The following is an 18,284-nucleotide window of genomic DNA, read 5'->3' on the forward strand; positions in this document are numbered from 1 at the left end:
CCTCCGATGGCGACGAGGTGCGGACCCGAAGGAGTCAGATGGCGGAGACGGTCCTGGCAGCCGACCCGGACGAGCAGTCCGGTTACTCGCGCGTCCTGCTCAAGCTGGGCGGCGAGATGTTCGGCGGCGGGCAGGTGGGTCTCGACCCCGACGTCGTCGCGCTGGTCGCCCGCCAGATCGCCGAGGTCGTCCGCACCGGCGTGCAGGTGGCCGTCGTCATCGGTGGCGGCAACTTCTTCCGCGGCGCGCAGTTGCAGCAGCGCGGGATGGAGCGCAGCCGGTCGGACTACATGGGCATGCTCGGCACCGTGATGAACAGCCTTGCGCTGCAGGACTTCCTGCAGAAGGAGGGCATCGACACCCGCGTGCAGACCGCGATCACCATGGGTCAGGTCGCCGAGCCCTACATCCCGGGACGCGCCCGCAGGCACCTCGAGAAGGGCCGTGTCGTCATCTTCGGCGCGGGCATGGGCCTGCCCTACTTCTCGACCGACACCACCGCTGCCCAACGGGCGCTGGAGATCGGCGCCGACGTCGTCCTGATGGCCAAGGCCGTCGACGGCGTGTTCACCGCCGACCCCCGCACGGACCCCGACGCCCAACTCCTCGCCGCCATCACGCACCGCGAGGTCATCGACCGCGGACTCCAGGTCGCCGACTCCACGGCGTTCAGCCTCTGCATGGACAACCGCATGCCCATCCTGGTGTTCAACCTCCTGACCGACGGAAATATCGCTCGCGCGGTCGCAGGTGAGAAGATCGGAACACTGGTCACCACCTGACCGGGCACCGCAGCGGTACGGGTTCGAGATGAGGCGGCGCAGATGAGAAGCGATATGAGGCAGATGCAGTGATCGACGAAACGCTCTTCGACGCCGAGGAGAAGATGGAGAAGGCGGTGTCGGTGGCGCGCGACGACCTCGCAGCCATCCGGACCGGCCGAGCCAACCCCGGCATGTTCAACCGCATCAACATCGACTACTACGGCGCGATGACACCCATCACGCAGCTCTCGAGCGTCAACGTGCCCGAGGCGCGCATGGTGGTCATCAAGCCCTACGAGGCGACGATGCTCCGTCAGATCGAGGACGCCATCCGCAACTCCGATCTGGGCGTCAACCCGAGCAACGACGGCAACATCATCCGCATCTCGATCCCGCAGCTCACCGAGGAGCGCAGGCGCGACCTGGTGAAGCAGGCCAAGTCCAAGGGCGAGGACGCGAAGGTCTCGGTACGCAACATCCGTCGCAAGGCGATGGAGGAGCTGGCCCGGATCAAGAAGGACGGCGAAGCCGGCGAGGACGAGGTCAGCCGCGCCGAGAAGGAACTCGACAAGAGCACCTCCACCTACACCGGCCAGATCGACGACCTGGTCAAGCACAAAGAAGGCGAGCTGCTGGAGGTCTAGGTCATCACCAGACCAGACCTTTCAGCAATCAGCACGGTGGCCGAAACCGACACCGCTCCCGCCGGGGAGCCCAAGAAGTCCTCGCGGGCCGGGCGCAACCTCCCCGCCGCCATCGGGGTGGGAGCGTTCCTGGGGTTCGGCGTCATCGCGATCCTGTTGTTCGCTCCGCGCCTCTGGGTTCCGGTCGTGGCGGTGGCCATGGTGGTCGCGACGCTGGAGGTGACGCGCAGGCTCACCGAGGGCGGCTACTCCATACCGCTGCTCCCGCTGCTCGTCGGCGGGCAGGCGATGATCTGGCTGACGTGGCCGTACGGCGCGGCCGGTGCGCTTGGTGCCTTCGGCGGAACCGTCGTCACCTGCCTGATCTGGCGGCTGCTGAGCGGCGGGCTGAAGGCGCCGCCGGTCAACTACCTGCGCGACGTCGCGGTGACGGTCTTTCTGGCGACGTGGATACCGCTGTTCGGCGCCTTCGGGGTGCTGCTGGTCTACCCCGAGGACGGGGCGGGTCGGGTGTTCTGCCTGATGCTCGGCGTCGTGTTCTCCGACATCGGCGGCTACACCGCGGGCGTTCTGTTCGGCAAGCACCCGATGGCCCCGGCGATCAGCCCGAAGAAGTCCTGGGAGGGTCTCGGCGGCTCACTGGTGTTTGGCATCGCCGTGTCCGTGCTGGCGGTCGAGTTCCTGCTCGAGAAGCCGTGGTGGGTCGGCATCCCGCTGGGCATCATGCTGGTGATCACCGGAACGCTCGGCGACCTCATCGAGTCTCAGGTCAAGCGCGATCTCGGCATCAAGGACATGGGCACGCTGCTACCGGGTCACGGCGGGCTGATGGACCGCCTCGACAGCGTCCTCCCGTCGGCCGTCGCGACCTGGATCGTCCTGACGCTTCTCGCCTGACTTCTTGGCTGCTGACCTGCCGTTCAGCCAGCACGCCAGCGCCCCCAGGACCAGTCCGACGCCGATGCCCAGGTCGACGCGCTCGCCCAGCATGAAGTACGACATCACGCCCGCGACGGCGGGGATGACGCAGAACAGCATCGAGACCGCCGACGCGCCGTGCAGGTTGATGGCCCGCACGTACAGCGACACCCCCAGCACCGCGTTCAGCAGGACCACGCCGGTCACCGCGAACGCCGCCTTGGTGGCGTCGTGCACCTCGAACGGCGTGACGAGCGAGAGGACGACGGCCGGCACGAATGCGACCGCGTTCTGCACGGCCGTCGAGGCGCGGAAGTCGACGTCGGCGCAGAACTTCTGCTGGTAGACCCCGCCTGCGGCAAGTCCGAGCAGCGCGACCATCAGCAGGAGCACCGCCGGGTCGAAGCCACCCTCGGCGATCAGCCGACTCGCACACGCCGCCAGCACCGCGGCCACGCCGAGCACCAGCGCGACGATGCGCCCCGGGGTCAGCCGGTCGCGCAGGAACGCCGCGGCAAGCAGGGCCGTGGCCACCGGGTTCATCGCGATGAGCACTGCGCACAGCACCGCGGGCGCACCGTTCTGGATGGCGAAGTACAGCGCGCAGAACTGGACGGCCTGCATCAAGAGTCCGGTGACCAGGACGTGGCCGAGCTTGCGGCCGCGCGGCAGCGGCACCCGGGCGATGACGGCCCACAGCCCGAGGATCAGGCCAGCGAGACCGAATCGGAGCACCAACACGGCCATCGGCGACATCGCGTGCACGGCCATGTTGCCGATGGGGTAGCCCAGGGCGTAGGTGACGGTCACGAACGCGGCGGTGCGCAACGGCATGCGGGTGGGGGTCACCCATCCATGGTTGGCCCGATGGTGCGCCGGGTCCAACGAATATCGGCGATCGAGACTGATCGCCGCCCGTGATCAGTCAGTCTCCGAAGTGCGCCAGATCACTGCCCGATCGCGTTTCTTTGATCGTTTCTACTGATCGGAGTACCTTGGGGCCATGTCCCAGGTGCTCGACATCGCCCCGCTGCGCAGCGTCGCGGCGGTGGCCGACTGTGGCGGATTTCACCGCGCGGCGGCGGTCCTGCACATCACGCAGTCGGCCGTCAGCCAGCACGTGCGCCGGGTCGAGGCGGTCGTCGGAGGTCCGGTCGTGGAGCGGTCGGGACGCGGGGTCGCATTCACCGAACTCGGCCATCGCGTGCTGACCCACGCCCGCTCGATCCTCGCCGCACACGACGCCGCACTCGCCGACCTCGGAGCGGCCGAGGAGCGGGTGCTGCTGATCGGCGCCACCGAACACGGCGCCGACGTCATGCTGCCCGGCCTCACGGCGGCACTGGGCCAGCGTCTGCCCGACTGGCGGCTGCGGTTCCGGCTCGACCGCAACGTGATGCTCGCCGACGCCATCGAGCAGGGCGTCGTCGACCTGGCCGTCATGCTGGACGGCTCCGGCCTCGATCCCGCGAACGCATCGGGCATGGTGGCGCTGAAGTGGATCTCGGGCCGCAACTTCTCGGTGCCCGCCACCGAACCGCTGCCGGTGGTGATGTTCTCCGAGCCGTGCACGCTGCGCGAACCCACCTTCGCCGCGCTCGATCGCCTCACGGTGCCCTACCGGATAGCCGCCGAGAGTTCCGACCTCTCGGGGCTGTTCGCCGCCGTGCGCTCGGGTCTCGGCGTGGCGCTCCTGCCGATGATCGGCCGGCTGCCCGACGGACTCTGCCTCGCCGAGGGGCTCCCACCCACCAGTCGCGCCTCGGTGTTCGTGCGCGGCCGTGCCGGCGTCGACGCCGACGTGCTCGCCGACGTGGACCGCGCCGTCCGCGACGTGCTGGCCCAACAGATCTGATACGGGGCGAAACATGAAGCAAGAGTTGATCTTCGAAGCACCGCGTCGCGGCCTGCCGCCGCGGCACTTCGCCGACCTCGACGACGACGCGCAGGCTGCGGCAGTCAAGGAACTCGGGCTGCCCGGGTTCCGGGCCAAGCAGTTGGCCAACCAGTACTTCGGCAGGCTCATCGCCGACCCCCAGCAGATGACCGACCTTCCCGCGGCCGTCCGCGGCCAGGTGGCCGAGGCACTGTTCCCGGAACTGCTGTCGGTGGTGCGGGCCATCCAGTGCGATGCGGGGGAGACGCGGAAGACGTTGTGGCGGGCGGGCGACGGCACCACCTTCGAGTCGGTGCTGATGCGCTACCCCGAGCGCAGCACGGTGTGCATCTCCTCCCAGGCCGGCTGCGGCATGGCCTGTCCGTTCTGCGCGACCGGTCAGGGCGGGCTGACCCGCAACCTGTCCACCGCGGAGATCCTGGAGCAGGTGCGGGCCGCCTCGGCGACGATGCGCGACGAGTTCGGCGGGCAGGAGCGCAGCGACTCGGGGGGTTTGTCGCGGGGACGACTGTCGAACGTCGTCTTCATGGGCATGGGGGAGCCGCTGGCGAACTACAACCGCGTGCTCGCGGTGGTGCGTCGCATCATCGCGCCCGCACCTCACGGGTTCGGCATCTCGGCCCGCTCGGTGACGGTGTCGACGGTGGGCCTGGCCCCGGCCATCCGCAAGCTCGCCGACGAACGCCTCGGCGTCACGCTGGCGCTGTCACTGCACGCACCCGACGACGAACTGCGCGACACCTTGGTGCCGGTCAACAACCGGTGGAAGGTCGGCGAAGCATTGGACGCCGCACGGTATTACGCCGACGTGACCGGGCGTCGCGTGTCGATCGAGTACGCGCTGATCCGCGACGTCAACGATCAGCCGTGGCGCGCCGACATGCTCGGCAAGAAGCTGCACGCGGCACTTGGCCCGCTCGTGCACGTCAACCTGATCCCGCTCAACCCGACGCCGGGCAGCAAGTGGGACGCCAGCCCCAAGCCGGTCGAGCGGGAGTTCGTCCAGCGCGTCCGCGATCGCGGGGTGTCCTGCACCGTCCGCGACACCAGGGGCCAGGAGATCGCCGCGGCGTGCGGCCAGCTGGCCGCCGAAGGCTAGACCGCGCTCAGCGCGCCGGCGCGTTGTCGAACCACACGTTCTCCTCGCGCAGGCTGCGGCTGCGCCAACCGTCGGGCGTGCGCACCAACTCGTGGTGGTAGTACCCGCCGCACGACGACATCGCGGCCATGCCGGGCAGTTGCATCGGGTTGTAGAACATCGCCCGCACCGTGGCCGAATCCGCAGTGCGGTCGAGGATCTCGACGTTCGTCACGTAGTGCATGCTCCACGGGATCACCGCAAAGTTCGCGGCGAACCAGTCGATCACCTCGTCGCGGGTGCCCACCACCGCACCGGCCGACGAATAGTCGACGCGCGCGTCGTCGGTGAACACCGACCGGTACAGCTCCCAGTCCTTGGTGTCGACGGCGCGGGCGTAGCGGTAGAGCAGCGCCGTGATCTCGCCGTCGTCTGCCCCCGCCACGGCACTCACTCCGGCATGCCGATGGTCTTGCCCTCCAGGTACTCCCGGTAACCCTCGTCGCCATTGCGCCGGCCGAGGCCGCTCTGCTTGGTGCCGCCGAACGGGCTGGTGATGCCGAAGTGGCTCTTGCCGTTGATGGTGACGTTGCCGGTGCGCATGCGGGTGGCGACGGCGAACGCCCGGTCGACGTCGCCGCCGGACACCTCGCCGGACAGACCGTAGATCGAGTTGTTGGCGATCGCGATCGCGTCGTCGTCGGTGTCGTACGGCGTCACCGTCAGGACCGGCCCGAAGATCTCCTCCTGCGCTACCTGGGAGTCGGGGTCGACGTCGGCGAGCAGCGTCGGCTGCACGTAGTAGCCGGTCGGTAGGTGCTCGGGAATGCCGCCGCCGGTGACCAGACGGGCGCCGGAATCAATTCCGGAGCGGATCAGGCCGAGCACCTTCTTGCGTTGGCCGTCGCTGATCTGCGGGCCCTGCATGTTGCCCGGATCCCACGGATCGCCGTACGGGAAGTTCTCCATGCTGCTCTTGAGCATCTCGACGCCCTCGTTGTACCTGCTGCGCGGCAACAGGATTCGGCTTGGAAGAATGCACGACTGGCCCGACATCACGCACGCCATCATGGCCGCCATGGGCAGCGCCGAGTTGAAGTCGGCGTCGTCGAGCACGATGTGAGCGGACTTGCCACCGAGTTCGAGCAGCGTCTTCTTCACCGTCGGTGCGCCCGCGGCCAGGATCGCCCGGCCGGTGGCCGTCGACCCGGTGAAGGTGATCATGTCGACGCGCGGATCGGCCGAAAGGGCAGCCCCGACCTCGTTGGCGTTCGACACCACGACGTTGAACACGCCGGCGGGGATGTCGGTCTCCTCGGCGACGATGCGGCCGTACTCGCTGCCCGACCACGGCGTGAGCTGCGCGGGCTTGAGCACCACGGTGTTGCCCGCCATCAGCGCGGGCACGGTCTCGGCGACGTTGAGGTAGAACGGCACGTTCCACGGGGTGATCGCCCCGACCACGCCGATCGGCTCGTAGTGGATCTTGCGGCGCGCCGGGCCCATCTGGGTGGGATGCACGCCGGTGTCGACCAGATACTCGAAGGCCTTGCCGTGCTCGGCCCAGTGCTTGACCTCCTCGATGGGGCTCTCGATCTGCGAGCCCGACACGGTGACGGGGCAGCCGACCTCGGTGATGAGGATGCGGCGCAGACGCTCTTTGTTGCGGTCGAACGCGTCGTGCAACTGGGTGAGGCAGTGGTAGCGGAAGTCGAGGTCGCGCGACCAGTCGGACTCGTCGAACGCGCGCCGGGCAGCAGCGACGGCCCGCGACATGTCCTCGACGGTGCCGTCGGTGGCCTGGCCCGCGACCTGTTCGCTGGCGGGGTGGATGACGTCGAACGTCGCGCCGCTGCGGGTGTGCTGCAGTTCCCCGTCGATCAGCATGCGCTGCTCGCCGGCCAGAACTCCGGATTCGGTCTCTACGGTCGTCATGTGGATAGCTTTACAAACTATCTCCGAAGTGTCAGGCGTTTCGGCGAGCGTGGGGGCTATGTACGCAAAGCGGCACTCAGGCGTGCACGAGGCTCACGCTCGGGCGGGGAGGTGCGGGCGATCAGTCGCCTGCGGGCGGTTTGATGCCCACCGCATGCCGCAACTGGGCCAGGAACTGGTCGTCGTCGTCACTGCGAACGATGTAGTGCGAGACCGCAACCCGGATTGCCGTCGCCGCCTTGACCGCGCGGTTGGGACCCTGCAGCAGGCGTTCGAGCCTGGTCCGCATCACCGGGATCACCCGGTCGAGCTGCGCGATGACCACCTCGGGCTCGATGTCGATGACCCGCACACCCGAGTACGACTGCTGGTAGGAGACGATGAACTGCAGCGCGGCGTCCAGCTTCTCGTTGCCGCGCAGACCCGCGGTGGCCTTGCTGATACCGGAGTCGAACATCTCGCGCTCGTACACGCCGAACGCCTGGAGCAGTTCCTCCTTGGAGGCGAACCAGCGGTAGAGCGTGGGGCGCGACACCCCGGCCTGCATCGCGACCTCGGAGAGGCTGAGCTTGGACTGGCCGCTGCGCGCGAGCACCTCGGTGGTGGCCGACAGTATCCGGTGGCGCGTCGAGGTGTCGTCGCCGAAGTCAGGGTGGGCCTGATCGGCGCTCATCGGCTCACCACTTCCAGCTCGGAACTTCTACCTCGGACAACGGGCGTCACCTGCCCCGACGGTTACGAATGCTCCGATGATCGTAAGGTACGCGGTGGCCGCGAGGGCGCCAACGGCGTGATCGCCGGAGTGACTGGAGGATGACGGTGGCCGGACCGCTCGAAGGCACCAGGGTCGTCGAACTCGGCGTGTGGGTCGCCGCACCGGCGGCGGGCGGCATCCTCGCCGAGTGGGGCGCGGACGTGATCAAGATCGAACCGCCGCAGGGGGATCCGGCCCGCACGTTCGGCCGGATGCTGCAGATCGAGTCCGGCGTGAACCCGCCGTTCGAGATGGACAACCGCTCCAAGCGCAGCATCGTCGCCGACCTGACCACCGCCGAGGGCAGGGGCGTCGCCCTCGACCTGGTGGCCGACGCCGACGTCTTCGTCACCAACGTCCGGCCGGGCGCCCTGACGCGCCTCGGCCTCGACTTCGCCACGCTCGCCGAGCGCAACCCCCGGTTGGTTTATGGGCTGATCACCGGGTACGGCGCCGACGGGCCCGACGCCGACCGCGCCGCCTACGACGTCGCGGCGTTCTGGGCCCGGGCCGGCATCGCCGACCTGCTGACCCGTCCCGGTGACGTGCCGCCGTTCCAGCGCGGCGGGATGGGCGACCACTCGGCGGGGATGACGCTCGCGGCCGCGGTGTGCGCCGCGCTGGTCGCACGTCAGCGGACCGGGGAGGGGCAGCTGGTGTCGACGTCGCTGTACCGCCAAGGCGCCTACACCGTCAGCTTCGACCTCAACACCGTGCTGCTCACCGGCCAGCAGATCGCCGTCGGACAGCGCGAGACCATGGGAAACCCGTGCATGAACAACTACGCCACGGCCGACGGGCGACGGTTCTGGATCGTCGGCCTGCAGGGTGACCGACACTGGCCGGCACTGTGCCGCGCCGTCGGCCGGACCGAATGGCTCGACGACAAGCGGTACGCCACCGCGCGGGCCAGGGCGGCCAACGCCGTGCAACTCATCGGCGAACTCGACGCCATCTTCGTTACCCGCCCGCTCGAGGACTGGGCCGAGGTGTTCGCAGCAGAGCCGGACTTCTTCTGGTCACCGGTCAACTCGCTCGACGACGTGCTCGCCGACGACCAGTTCCACGCCGCGGGCGGCGTCGTGTACGTGCCGGACACCGATGGCGTCCAGCCGATGGTCGCCACGCCCGCCGACTTCCACGGCACGCCGTGGGAGCCCAGGTCGACCGCACCCACGCTGGGGCAGCACACCGAGGAGATCCTTGACGAACTCGCGCAGCGGCGCCGTCGCGGCTGAGTAAACGGCGCAGGGTCACCCGTCGGCGCGCGGCGCTTTGATGCCCGCCGCGTGCCGCAACTGCGCGAGGAACTGGTCGGCGTCGTCGCTGCGAACGAGGTAGTGCGCCATCGCCACCCGCGCCACCGTCGCGGCCGCGGTGGCTGCGTCGGGACCAGGGATGAGGCGCTCCAGACGCTGGCGCATCAGCGGGATGAACGCCGACAGCCGCGCGATGACGTGCTCGGGCTCGATGTCCACCATGCGCAGCCCGGGATAGGACTGCTGGTAGGCGACGATCGTGCGCAGCGTCGCGTCGAGCCGGTCGGCGCGGGCCAGCCCCTCGGACGCCTCGGCGACCGCCCGCTCGTAGTACTCCCGCTCCCAGACGACGAAGGCGTCGAGCAGATCCCGCTTGGAGCCGAACCACCGGTACAGCGTCGGACGGGAGACGCCGGCCTGGTGTGCGACGTCCGACAGGCTCAGCTTGGTGGTGCCCCGGCGCCCGAGCACCTCGGCCGCCGCGGTCAGAATCCGCTCCCGGGTGGGGTGGTCGATCTCGGGCTCGGTGAGGTCGTCCACGGTGGCGTTGCCCTATCGGCCCGGCATCGGACGGACGAGCACCGACTGCTGGATGCCGCCGACCGCACCGTGGGCGTCGAACAGCGTGCCGAAGGTCGTCCCGATCCCGTCCGGCCCGTAACTCGTCTCGGCGCGGATGCCGATCCACTCCCCATCGGGCACGCGGTGCACGTGCACCACCAGGTCGGTGTTCATGAACGTCCACTGGCGGATGTCGAGCCGGGTGCCGATGCCGTTCGCATCGTCGGCCACCGTGAACAACCGCTGCAACGGTGTCAGCGTCTCGCCCTGCACCAGGTCGACGGTGGGCCGCAGCCACGACTCGCCGGGGCCCTCGGCCAACGGCGTGGTGAGCCAGCGCCAGTCGATGCTGTGCACGTAGTTGCGGTCCCAGTCCTTGGCCATGTCGCGGCTCGCCGCGTCGGCCAGCGGGCGCAGGGGCGGTGCCGCCGCGTGCTGCACGGCCGAGGTGTCGAGCGTCGCCAGCCGCCATCCGCTGGCGCGGGCCACGTCCCGCGGCGCGCCGTCCGGCCCGGCGGCCAGCAGTTCCGCGCCGACCAGTTCGATCTGCCTGCCGGGGCGTAGCACCCGGCTCTGGACCCACAGGTCACCGTCGGCGGGCACACCGCCGAGCAGGTCGACCATCACCCGGCTCAGCCTGGTGTCGGCACGCGGCGCGCACCGCTCGAGTCCGCGGACCAGCAGCGCCGACACCGGCGCACCATGCTGGATCGACGCCGACCACGTGCTGCGCACCAGATCGCCTGCGCGGAACCGCTCGCCGGTGTCGTCGGCGTCGATCATCTCGTAGTAGCAGTCGGACATCGCGACCCTCCGTCAGTGCTCGTGCGTCAGTGCTCGAAGATGCCCGGCGCGGGCACGTCGACGACGATCGCGTCGACGCGCGACGCCTTCGTGCCGATCAACCGCTCTGGGTAGGCGTCGGTGCTCGACAGCAGGAACAGCGTGCGGCCCGCGGGACCGCCCAGCGCGCAGGCGATCGCGGTCCGCCCGGCCATGTCGATGCCGTGGGTGACCTCGTGTCGTCCCTCGCCGGTGTCGACGATGCGTTCGAAGCGGTGGGCGAGCGTCATCGCCGCCCACACCCCGCCCTCGGCGTCGAGTGCCAGGCCGTCCGGCGGACCCGAGAGGCCGTCGGCGAACACCCGCCGCTCCGTCAGTGCGCCCCGGCCGTCGACGGTGAACGCGGTGAGGCGCCGTCCCGTCGACTCCGCGACCACCAGCGTGCTGCCATCGGGGGTCAGCACCATGCCGTTGGGGAACTCGAGATCGTCGGCGACGACGGACACCGAGTCGTCGTCGCCCTCTCGCGGGTCGATGCGGACGATCAGGCCGCCGTCGCGCGCCTGCGACCCGACGTAGGCGCGACCGGCGTCGTCGATGACCATGTCACCCAGGTTCGCCGGGGCCACGTCGGACAGATCGGCCAGCAGGGTCACGTCGTCCCCGTCGTACCGTAGTACCTGGCGGTCCTCGGTGGAGACGATGAGAAGCGTTCCGTCGGGCCGGAATCCGAGCCCCGACGGTGCGCGGCCCGGTAGCGGAAGTGTGCTCATCGCGCCGTTGAGGTCGACGGTGTGCACGGCCTCGCCGAGCATGTCGGAGAACCACAGCAGGCCCTCGAACCACCGCGGCCCCTCGCCGAAGCAGAACCCGTTGGCCAACGGTGTGGGGTTCACGACGCGCCGAATCGGGGCGACAGCGGCACTACTTTACAAAACACGCCTTGAGTGTCACGCTCGCTGGGTGTCACTGTCAACCACCGGCCCGGCTCTCGGACGGTCGTGACGCCGGCGATGCGGGACTTCTCGTACGACCCGTTCGATCCGGCGGTGATGGCCGACCCGCTGCCGTACTACCGGGTGCTGCGCGACCGCCATCCGGTGTACTACGTCGAGCAGTGGGACACCTTCGCGCTGTCGCGCTTCGCCGACGTCTGGGACGTGCTGGGCCGCAACGACGGAACCTTCGTCGCGTCAGAGGGCACCTTGCCCGCGGCGACGGTGCTCGCGCGGCACAACGACGGGCCCGTCGACGATCCACCGTTGCACCCCATGCCCTTTCACGCCAACTTCGACGATCCCATCTACGGGGGAGTGCGCGGGTCGCACTCCAAACCGCTGCGGCCGCGCAATGTCGCCGGGCTCGCCGACCGGATCCGCACGCTGGCCAACGAACGGCTCGACGACTTGCTCGCCCGCGGCACGTTCGACCTGACGCAGGACTACGGGGGCATCGTCGCCGCGTCGATGGTCTGCGGACTGCTCGGCCTTCCCGACCGCGTGGCGCCCGACGTGCTCGGCACCGTCAACGCGGGCAGCCTCGCCAAACCCGGTGACGGCGTGAACACCGCGACCGCCCGGCCCGGCTACCTCGAGTACCTGGTGCCGCTCGTCGAGACGAGGCGCGCCGAGGGTGCCGACGGCACGCAGCCGATCGTCGATGGACTGCTGAGGTACCGCCTGCCCGACGGCTCCGCACTGTCCGACGTCGAGGTGGCCACCCAGATGCTCGGCGTCTTCATCGGTGGCACCGAGACCGTGCCCAAGATCGTCGCGCACGGGCTGTGGGAGCTGTCGCGCCGACCCGACCAGCTCGCCGCCGTGCGAGCCGACCTCGACGCCAACGTCCCCGTTGCCCGTGAGGAGATCATCCGGTTCTGCGCTCCCGCACAGTGGTTCGCGCGCACTGCCCGCAAGCCGTACACCGTCCACGGCACCACGATCCGGCCTGGCCAGCGGATCATCACGCTGCTCGCGTCGGCGGCCCGCGACGAGCGCGAGTACGCCGACCCCGACGAGTTCAGGTGGGACCGACCCATCGAGCGACTACTGGCGTTCGGCCGCGGGCAGCACGTCTGCCTCGGCGTGCACCTCGCGCGCCTCGAGATCACGATCCTGATCACCGAGTGGCTGAAACGCGTAGCGGACTTCGAGGTCGACGTCGACGCCGCCTGGCGACCGCCGTCGAGCTTCCAGTGGGGCTGGAACAGCCTCCCAGTGTCGGTCTCGGCCACGGTGGCGTCCTCGGTGCCGTCGAGGGGGAACTGACACGTGTGGTCCTACCGGCTCGTCGCACCGTTCACCTTCGAGCGCTCCGAACGCCCAGAACCGTCACCGGACGCACTCGGTGACGGTGAGGTGTTGCTGCGCTTCCTCGCAGCAGGCATCTGCGGCAGTGACCTGCCGGGCTTCCGCGGCAGCCAGGGCAAGCTGCCCGGCGACACCGGCGTCCAGGCGTCGGGCATGCACGGCTTCCCGGTGCACGAGATCGCAGGCGAGGTGCTGGCGAGCCGTCACGGGAGTCACGCACCCGGTGACCGCGTCGTCGGGTGGGCGTCCGGCTTCGACGGTCTCAACGGTTGCGTGATCGCCGACGGCGAGGGACTGGCGGCCTACGACCCGGCGCTCACACCGGAACTCGCGGTCGGTCTGCAACCGCTGGCCTGCGTGCTCTACGCCGTCGAACAACTCGACGTCGCCGACAGGCACGTCGCGGTCATCGGACAGGGTTCGATCGGGTTGCTGTTCTCGTACGTGGCCAAGGCGGCGGGCGCACGCCTGGTGACCGGCGTCGACCCCGTGGACCGGGCGGACATCGGGCCTGCGTTCGGGGTCGACCACGTGATCCGGGCGACCAGTGACCGGTGGATCCGGCATCTCGATGCCGATGACAAGCCCGACGTCGTCGTCGAAGCCGTCGGGCATCAGGTGGCCACCCTCGGGCACGCCATCGAGGCAGCGGCCTTCGGCGGCACGGTGTTCTACTTCGGGGTCCCCGACGACGACAGCTATCCGATCAGCATGCGGACCATGCTGCGCAACAACCTCACGCTGAAATCGGGTGTGACGCTGGAGCGCCGGCGCATGCTGACCGCCGCGTCGGAGTTCGCGGCGGCGCACCCCGGGCTCCTGACGAGCTATCTGACGCACCGGTTCTCGGTAGACGACGTCGCCTCGGCGTTCGAGTTGGCGTGCCGACCGACCCCGGGCCGGGTCAAGATCGCGATCGTGGCGTGACGGGCCGCTTCGGTGCGCTGCTCGCCACGAACCCGACGATCTGGGGTGGCTGGCTCGTCGGCCCGACCGCGATCGGCCCGGAGGCCTTCGCCCACGCCGGCTACGACTACGTCGGATTCGACTGTCAGCACGGTTATCTCGACGATGCGGACGTGGCGATGCTGCTCGCCGGGCTCGAACACGTGCCAGTGGCCACGGCCGTGCGGCTGCCGTCCACGGCGCCCGCACCGATCGGCCGCGTCCTCGACGCAGGCGCCGACGCCATCGTCATCGCCATGGTCGAGACGGCAGGCCAGGCCGCCGACGCGGTCGCCGCGACGAGGTTCGCGCCGCACGGCGTACGCAGCTTCGGACCACTGCGTGCCAGCCTCGGGCACGACGTGGCGGCGCTGGAGGCGCGGGTCGCCGTCTACCCGATGATCGAGACGGAGCCGGGTGTGGCCGCGATCGACGAGATCTCGTGCGTGCCGGGACTCGCCGGGGTCTACGTCGGACCTGCGGACCTCGCGATCTCGATGGGTCGGCCGGTGGCCGACGCGTGGCGTGACCCCGCGGTGCTCGAGGCGATGTCGCACGTCGTCGAGCGGGCGGCCGCGGCCGGGCTGCCCGCCGGGGTACACGCGGGCGACGGGACCATCGGTGCCACCGCCGCGGCCATGGGGTTCCGCATCATCACCCTCGCCTCGGAATCCCAGGCGCTGCGCCATGGCGCTAGCCAACACCTCGCGACCGCCAAGCGTGCCGACGACGGAATCGATTCGCGCGGAGGGGGATACAGCTGACCACCACGAACCCAGGCATCGCACTGGTGACCGGCGCGGCGCGCGGGCAGGGCGCGGCGATCGTGGCCCGGCTACGAGCCGACGGCATGCGCGTCGCCGCATGCGACCGCGACGTCGACGGACTGCGGCAGAACACCGAGACGGGCGCCGACGTCGTCACCGTGCCGCTCGACGTGACGTCCGAGGAGATGTGGGTGGCCGCCGTGCGCACCGTGGTCGGCCGGTTCGGCGGGCTGACCACGCTGGTCAACAACGCGGGTGTCCTACACCGCGCGAGGCTCGGCGACGAGACCGTCGCCGGGTTCGAGGGCAGCTGGCGGGTCAACTGCCTCGGCCCGTTCCTCGGCATCCGCACCGCGCTGCCGCATCTGAGCACCGCCGCGGCCGACGGCGCAGAGGCGTCGATCGTCAACACGTGCAGCACCGGGGCCTTGCGGCCGTTCCCCAGCCACGCCGCGTACGGGTCGTCGAAGTGGGCGCTGCGGGGCCTTACCCAGATCACGGCCGCCGAACTCGCGCCGACCGGCATCCGGGTCAATGCCGTGCTGCCCGGGCCGATCGAGACCCCGATGCTCGACGCGGCCACGCAGCGCCGACTGGTCGAGACGTCAACCGGTGGCCGGCTCGGCAAGCCGATGGAGGTGGCCGACGCCGTCGCGTTCCTCGTCTCGGATGCGGCCTCGTTCATCACCGGCACCGAACTCGTCGTCGACGGTGGTCAGTCGCTACGGATTGGATGACCGAACGTGTCGCGGAACATCTCAGTGGGCATCATCGGCGCCGGACCCGGCGGCATCGCGCTCGGAATCTTCCTGCGCAAGGCGGGATTCGACGACTTCACCATCTTCGACCGTGAGGACGGCGTCGGCGGAACGTGGCGCATCAACACCTACCCCGGATTGGCCTGCGACGTGAAGTCGCACCTGTACTCCTACTCGTTCGAGCTCGACCCGGGCTGGTCGCGCCTGTGGTCGGGGCAGGCCGAGATCCTCGCGTACTTCGAGCGGTGCGCGCAGCACCACGGGCTCGCCCCGCACCTCGCGCTGCGAACCGAGGTGGTGTCGGCGCGCTGGAACGAGACCACCCGCACGTGGCATCTGGGCACGTCGACCGGCGCCGAGCACGTGTTCGACGTCGTCGTGTCGGCCGTCGGACTGTTCACCCAGCCGGTCATGCCCGACCTCCGCGAGGAGGAGCCGTTCACCGGAACCGTCGTCCACACCGCCCGGTGGGACCACTCGCTGGACCTGACCGGCAAGCGCGTCGCGGTCCTCGGAACCGGTTCCACCGCAGCGCAATTGGTACCCGAGATCGTCAAGGTGGCCAGCGCCGTGTACTCGATACAGCGGTCGCCGACCTGGGTGCTGCCCAAACCGGACCGCGAGTACACCGACCGGGAGCGCTGGCTCTTCGCCCACGTGCCGCTCGCCAAGAAGGTCTACCGCACGCGCCTGTGGCTGCGCAGCGAGTCCAACATCTCGGTGATCGAGCACGGCAGCGACAAGACCCAGCAGTTCCGTGCGGCGGCCGACGCGATGCTCGATCGCGCCGTGCCGGACCGCGAGCTGCGCCGACGATTGACGCCCGAAACACCCTTTGGCTGCAAGCGTCTGGTGTTCTCGTCGGACTTCATCCCGGCGCTGACCGAGCCGCACGTGGAGGTGGTGTCCAGCCCAGCCAAGGCGCTGCGGACGCGGTCGCTGGTCACCGAGGACGGTCGCGCACTCGACGTCGACGTGGTGGTGTGCGCGACCGGATACGCCGCGGCCGACTATCTGGGCCAGATCGAGGTGACCGGCGAGGGCGGCCGCTCGCTGCACGACGCCTGGCGCGATGGCGCCTACGCCTACCTCGGGATGGCGGTGCCCGGCTTCCCGAACATGTTCATGCTCTACGGCCCCAACACCAACGTCGGTTCCAACAGCGTCATCTTCATGCTCGAGGCCCAGGCGCACTACGTAATGCGCGCCCTGACGCATCTGCGCCGCCACGGGAAGTCCTACGTCGCGGTGCGCCCCGACACCATGCGGGCGTTCGTCGAGCGGATCGATCGCTGGATGCAGGGCACCGTGTGGACCACCCGGTGCAGCAGCTACTTCCGCGCTGCCAACGGCCGCGTCGTGACGCAGTGGCCGCGCAGTGCCCGCGACTTCTGGGTGATGACGCGCCGATTCCGGCCGCGGGACTACCGGTTCGAGCCGTCGACCGACCGGCCCGACGTCCACGTGGACCCGCACGCCGTGCTCGAGGGTGCGCCGTGACGGGCGACCACGCGCGCCGGCTGGTGCCCGCGCTGCGCCACCTCGCCACCTTTCGCGTCGACCTGAGCAGCGACGCCCTACCCGTGGTCCGGGCGTCGCTCGACGCCCGCCGCCGCGAGGGCGTCGCCGCGCTGGATACGCGCGGGGTCGAGGTCGTCGACGCCACCACCGCGGAGTCGATGGGCCACGCGGTGCAGGTGCGGATCTACCGCGGCGGACCGGTGCCCGCACCCGTCGTCGTCTACTGCCATTCGGGTGCGTTCGTGCTTGGCAACCTCGACACCGACCACCGCCAGTGCATGGAACTGGCGCGCCGGGCCCGGTGCACCGTGGTGTCGGTCGACTATCGGCTGGCACCCGAGCATCCCTTCCCGGCGGCCCTGCGGGATGCCTTGACGGTCGTCGAATGGGTGGTCGCAGAGGCGAAGTCGCTCGGGGTGGACGCCGCTCGCGTCGCGGTGGCGGGCAACAGCGCAGGGGCCGCACTCGCAGCGACGCTGGCGCAGTGCGCGGCGGTGGGAGCTGCTCCCGCCGTCGTCTTCCAACTCCTGCACCAACCCGTCCTCGATGACCGGCCCACGCCGTCGAAGGACGAGTTCGACGACACCCCGGGGTTCGACGGCGTGGCATGCGAACGGATGTGGCGCCACCTGGCGGTCGGTGCGGGGTTGCATGCCGAGGCGGTGCCGGCGCGGCTGGCCGACCTGACCGGTGTCGCTCCGGCGCTGATCACCTGTTCGGAACTCGACCCCCTGCGCGACGAGGCGGTCGACTACGCACTGCGACTCATGTGGGCAGGCGTGCCCACGGAGCTGCACGTCTTCCCGGGAACGTGTCACGGCTTCGACTCGATGGCTCCCGAGTGCGACGTCAGCCAGGCGCTGTTCGCGATGCAGGCCGAGGCGCTGCGCCGAGCCTTGGACGGCTAACCCGTTGTCGCCGAATCGAGTTCGCGGGCGATTGCCTGGTGGTAGGTGTCGATGTTCGCCGGGTTGACGATGCGGAAGAAGCCGTCGGGCAGCGGCGCGTGCTTGGGCGCCTCGATGGTCATGGTCCTCGTGAACAACGTGACGTCCTGACCGGGCCGGGTGAAGTGGTACTGCACGGTGATGCGGCCCTCCATGCCGCCATTGCCTTCGCGATCGTGACCGAGCCGACCGACGGAGGTGAAGACCCACATCGTCGGGCGCATCGCGATCGCGAGGTGCCAGGTGAAGATGCGCTCGCCGTCGGGACCTGCCTCGGTCCACGTGTCGCCAACGCGCAGCGGCATGTCGTTGTCGGCGTTGCCGACGTGCGAGCTGCCGGGGTAGGTCTTGGTCCAGTTTTGCGGGTTGGTGACGAAGTCGTAGAGCGTCTCGGGGGAGTGGGTGAACGCGGTTTCCGAGCTGGTGGTGACGATTCCCATGGGT

20 protein-coding genes are annotated in these 18,284 nt (G+C 69.7%); 12 read left to right on the forward strand and 8 right to left on the reverse strand.

Features of this window, described 5'->3' with window-relative positions; all coding sequences use genetic code 11:
* Positions 1-38: 38 nt before the first annotated feature.
* The 3 genes from pyrH to LOK44_RS28820 all read left to right on the forward strand — a co-directional run bounded on the left by pyrH (position 39) and on the right by LOK44_RS28820 (position 2,305).
* Entirely contained in the window at positions 39-782 is a 744-nt protein-coding gene (pyrH, locus tag LOK44_RS28810; RefSeq protein ID WP_237573506.1) for a UMP kinase, read from the forward strand.
* A gap of 68 nt (positions 783-850) precedes the next feature.
* Positions 851-1,408, forward strand: coding sequence for a ribosome recycling factor (gene frr / locus LOK44_RS28815; RefSeq protein WP_237573507.1), 558 nt, complete (start codon positions 851-853; stop codon positions 1,406-1,408).
* A 36-nt stretch (positions 1,409-1,444) separates the two neighbouring features.
* Positions 1,445-2,305: a phosphatidate cytidylyltransferase gene (locus LOK44_RS28820; RefSeq protein ID WP_237573508.1), complete on the forward strand. Its 861-nt coding sequence runs from the start codon at positions 1,445-1,447 to the stop codon at positions 2,303-2,305.
* On the opposite strand, the gene LOK44_RS28825 is transcribed toward LOK44_RS28820, so the two are convergent.
* Entirely contained in the window at positions 2,216-3,160 is a 945-nt protein-coding gene (locus tag LOK44_RS28825) for a DMT family transporter (RefSeq protein WP_237573571.1), read from the reverse strand. The genes LOK44_RS28820 and LOK44_RS28825 overlap by 90 nt on opposite strands.
* A gap of 169 nt (positions 3,161-3,329) precedes the next feature.
* Between LOK44_RS28825 and LOK44_RS28830 the strand changes: the two genes are divergently transcribed.
* Together LOK44_RS28830 and rlmN are read left to right on the forward strand one after the other, a co-directional pair.
* Positions 3,330-4,181: a LysR family transcriptional regulator gene (locus LOK44_RS28830; protein WP_237573509.1), complete on the forward strand. Its 852-nt coding sequence runs from the start codon at positions 3,330-3,332 to the stop codon at positions 4,179-4,181.
* Positions 4,182-4,194: 13 nt separating this feature from the next.
* A complete protein-coding gene (gene rlmN, locus LOK44_RS28835; RefSeq protein ID WP_237573510.1) occupies positions 4,195-5,322 on the forward strand; it encodes a dual-specificity RNA methyltransferase RlmN in 1,128 nt (375 codons plus the stop codon).
* 7 nt (positions 5,323-5,329) lie between these two features.
* Here the strand turns inward: rlmN and LOK44_RS28840 are convergent, their stop codons facing one another.
* From LOK44_RS28840 to LOK44_RS28850, 3 genes are all read right to left on the reverse strand, one after another.
* On the reverse strand, positions 5,330-5,746 hold the full coding sequence (locus LOK44_RS28840) for a nuclear transport factor 2 family protein (RefSeq protein WP_372481332.1): 417 nt from the start codon (positions 5,744-5,746) through the stop codon (positions 5,330-5,332).
* Between the two features lie 5 nt (positions 5,747-5,751).
* Complete coding sequence (locus LOK44_RS28845) at positions 5,752-7,236, reverse strand: aldehyde dehydrogenase family protein (RefSeq protein ID WP_237573512.1); 1,485 nt, start codon at positions 7,234-7,236, stop codon at positions 5,752-5,754.
* Positions 7,237-7,357: 121 nt separating this feature from the next.
* A complete protein-coding gene (locus LOK44_RS28850) occupies positions 7,358-7,909 on the reverse strand; it encodes a TetR/AcrR family transcriptional regulator (protein ID WP_237573513.1) in 552 nt (183 codons plus the stop codon).
* 146 nt (positions 7,910-8,055) lie between these two features.
* Here LOK44_RS28850 and LOK44_RS28855 point away from each other — a divergent pair, with 146 nt between their 5' ends.
* Positions 8,056-9,228 (forward strand): CaiB/BaiF CoA transferase family protein, encoded by a 1,173-nt coding sequence (locus LOK44_RS28855; protein ID WP_237573514.1) that lies wholly within the window; start codon positions 8,056-8,058, stop codon positions 9,226-9,228.
* A gap of 15 nt (positions 9,229-9,243) precedes the next feature.
* Here the strand turns inward: LOK44_RS28855 and LOK44_RS28860 are convergent, their stop codons facing one another.
* Genes LOK44_RS28860 through LOK44_RS28870 form a run of 3 tightly spaced genes read right to left on the reverse strand, consistent with a single transcriptional unit; the run spans position 9,244 to position 11,489 of the window.
* Complete coding sequence (locus tag LOK44_RS28860) at positions 9,244-9,789, reverse strand: TetR/AcrR family transcriptional regulator (RefSeq protein ID WP_237573515.1); 546 nt, start codon at positions 9,787-9,789, stop codon at positions 9,244-9,246.
* A 12-nt stretch (positions 9,790-9,801) separates the two neighbouring features.
* On the reverse strand, positions 9,802-10,614 hold the full coding sequence (locus LOK44_RS28865) for a thioesterase family protein (protein WP_237573516.1): 813 nt from the start codon (positions 10,612-10,614) through the stop codon (positions 9,802-9,804).
* 26 nt (positions 10,615-10,640) lie between these two features.
* Positions 10,641-11,489: an SMP-30/gluconolactonase/LRE family protein gene (locus tag LOK44_RS28870; RefSeq protein WP_237573517.1), complete on the reverse strand. Its 849-nt coding sequence runs from the start codon at positions 11,487-11,489 to the stop codon at positions 10,641-10,643.
* A gap of 117 nt (positions 11,490-11,606) precedes the next feature.
* Here LOK44_RS28870 and LOK44_RS28875 point away from each other — a divergent pair, with 117 nt between their 5' ends.
* Genes LOK44_RS28875 through LOK44_RS28900 form a run of 6 tightly spaced genes read left to right on the forward strand, consistent with a single transcriptional unit; the run spans position 11,607 to position 17,801 of the window.
* Positions 11,607-12,860, forward strand: a complete 1,254-nt coding sequence (locus LOK44_RS28875; RefSeq protein ID WP_237573573.1) for a cytochrome P450 — start codon at positions 11,607-11,609, stop codon at positions 12,858-12,860.
* A 3-nt stretch (positions 12,861-12,863) separates the two neighbouring features.
* Positions 12,864-13,829 (forward strand): zinc-binding dehydrogenase, encoded by a 966-nt coding sequence (locus LOK44_RS28880; protein ID WP_237573518.1) that lies wholly within the window; start codon positions 12,864-12,866, stop codon positions 13,827-13,829.
* Positions 13,826-14,611, forward strand: a complete 786-nt coding sequence (locus LOK44_RS28885; protein ID WP_237573519.1) for an HpcH/HpaI aldolase family protein — start codon at positions 13,826-13,828, stop codon at positions 14,609-14,611. Before LOK44_RS28880 ends, LOK44_RS28885 begins: the two co-directional genes overlap by 4 nt.
* Before the next feature lie 17 nt (positions 14,612-14,628).
* Positions 14,629-15,351: an SDR family NAD(P)-dependent oxidoreductase gene (locus tag LOK44_RS28890; RefSeq protein WP_237573575.1), complete on the forward strand. Its 723-nt coding sequence runs from the start codon at positions 14,629-14,631 to the stop codon at positions 15,349-15,351.
* A 6-nt stretch (positions 15,352-15,357) separates the two neighbouring features.
* The gene (locus tag LOK44_RS28895; protein ID WP_237573520.1) at positions 15,358-16,872 is read left to right on the forward strand and encodes a flavin-containing monooxygenase; all 1,515 of its coding nucleotides are present in this window, start codon (positions 15,358-15,360) and stop codon (positions 16,870-16,872) included.
* Positions 16,869-17,801, forward strand: coding sequence for an alpha/beta hydrolase (locus tag LOK44_RS28900; RefSeq protein ID WP_237573522.1), 933 nt, complete (start codon positions 16,869-16,871; stop codon positions 17,799-17,801). Before LOK44_RS28895 ends, LOK44_RS28900 begins: the two co-directional genes overlap by 4 nt.
* Here the strand turns inward: LOK44_RS28900 and LOK44_RS28905 are convergent.
* A complete protein-coding gene (locus tag LOK44_RS28905; protein WP_237573523.1) occupies positions 17,798-18,280 on the reverse strand; it encodes an SRPBCC family protein in 483 nt (160 codons plus the stop codon). The two genes, LOK44_RS28900 and LOK44_RS28905, sit on opposite strands and share 4 nt — an antisense overlap.
* Positions 18,281-18,284: the final 4 nt, after the last annotated feature.

It is taken from the genome of Mycolicibacterium lacusdiani (genome assembly GCF_021916785.1).
GTDB lineage: Bacteria > Actinomycetota > Actinomycetes > Mycobacteriales > Mycobacteriaceae > Mycobacterium > Mycobacterium lacusdiani.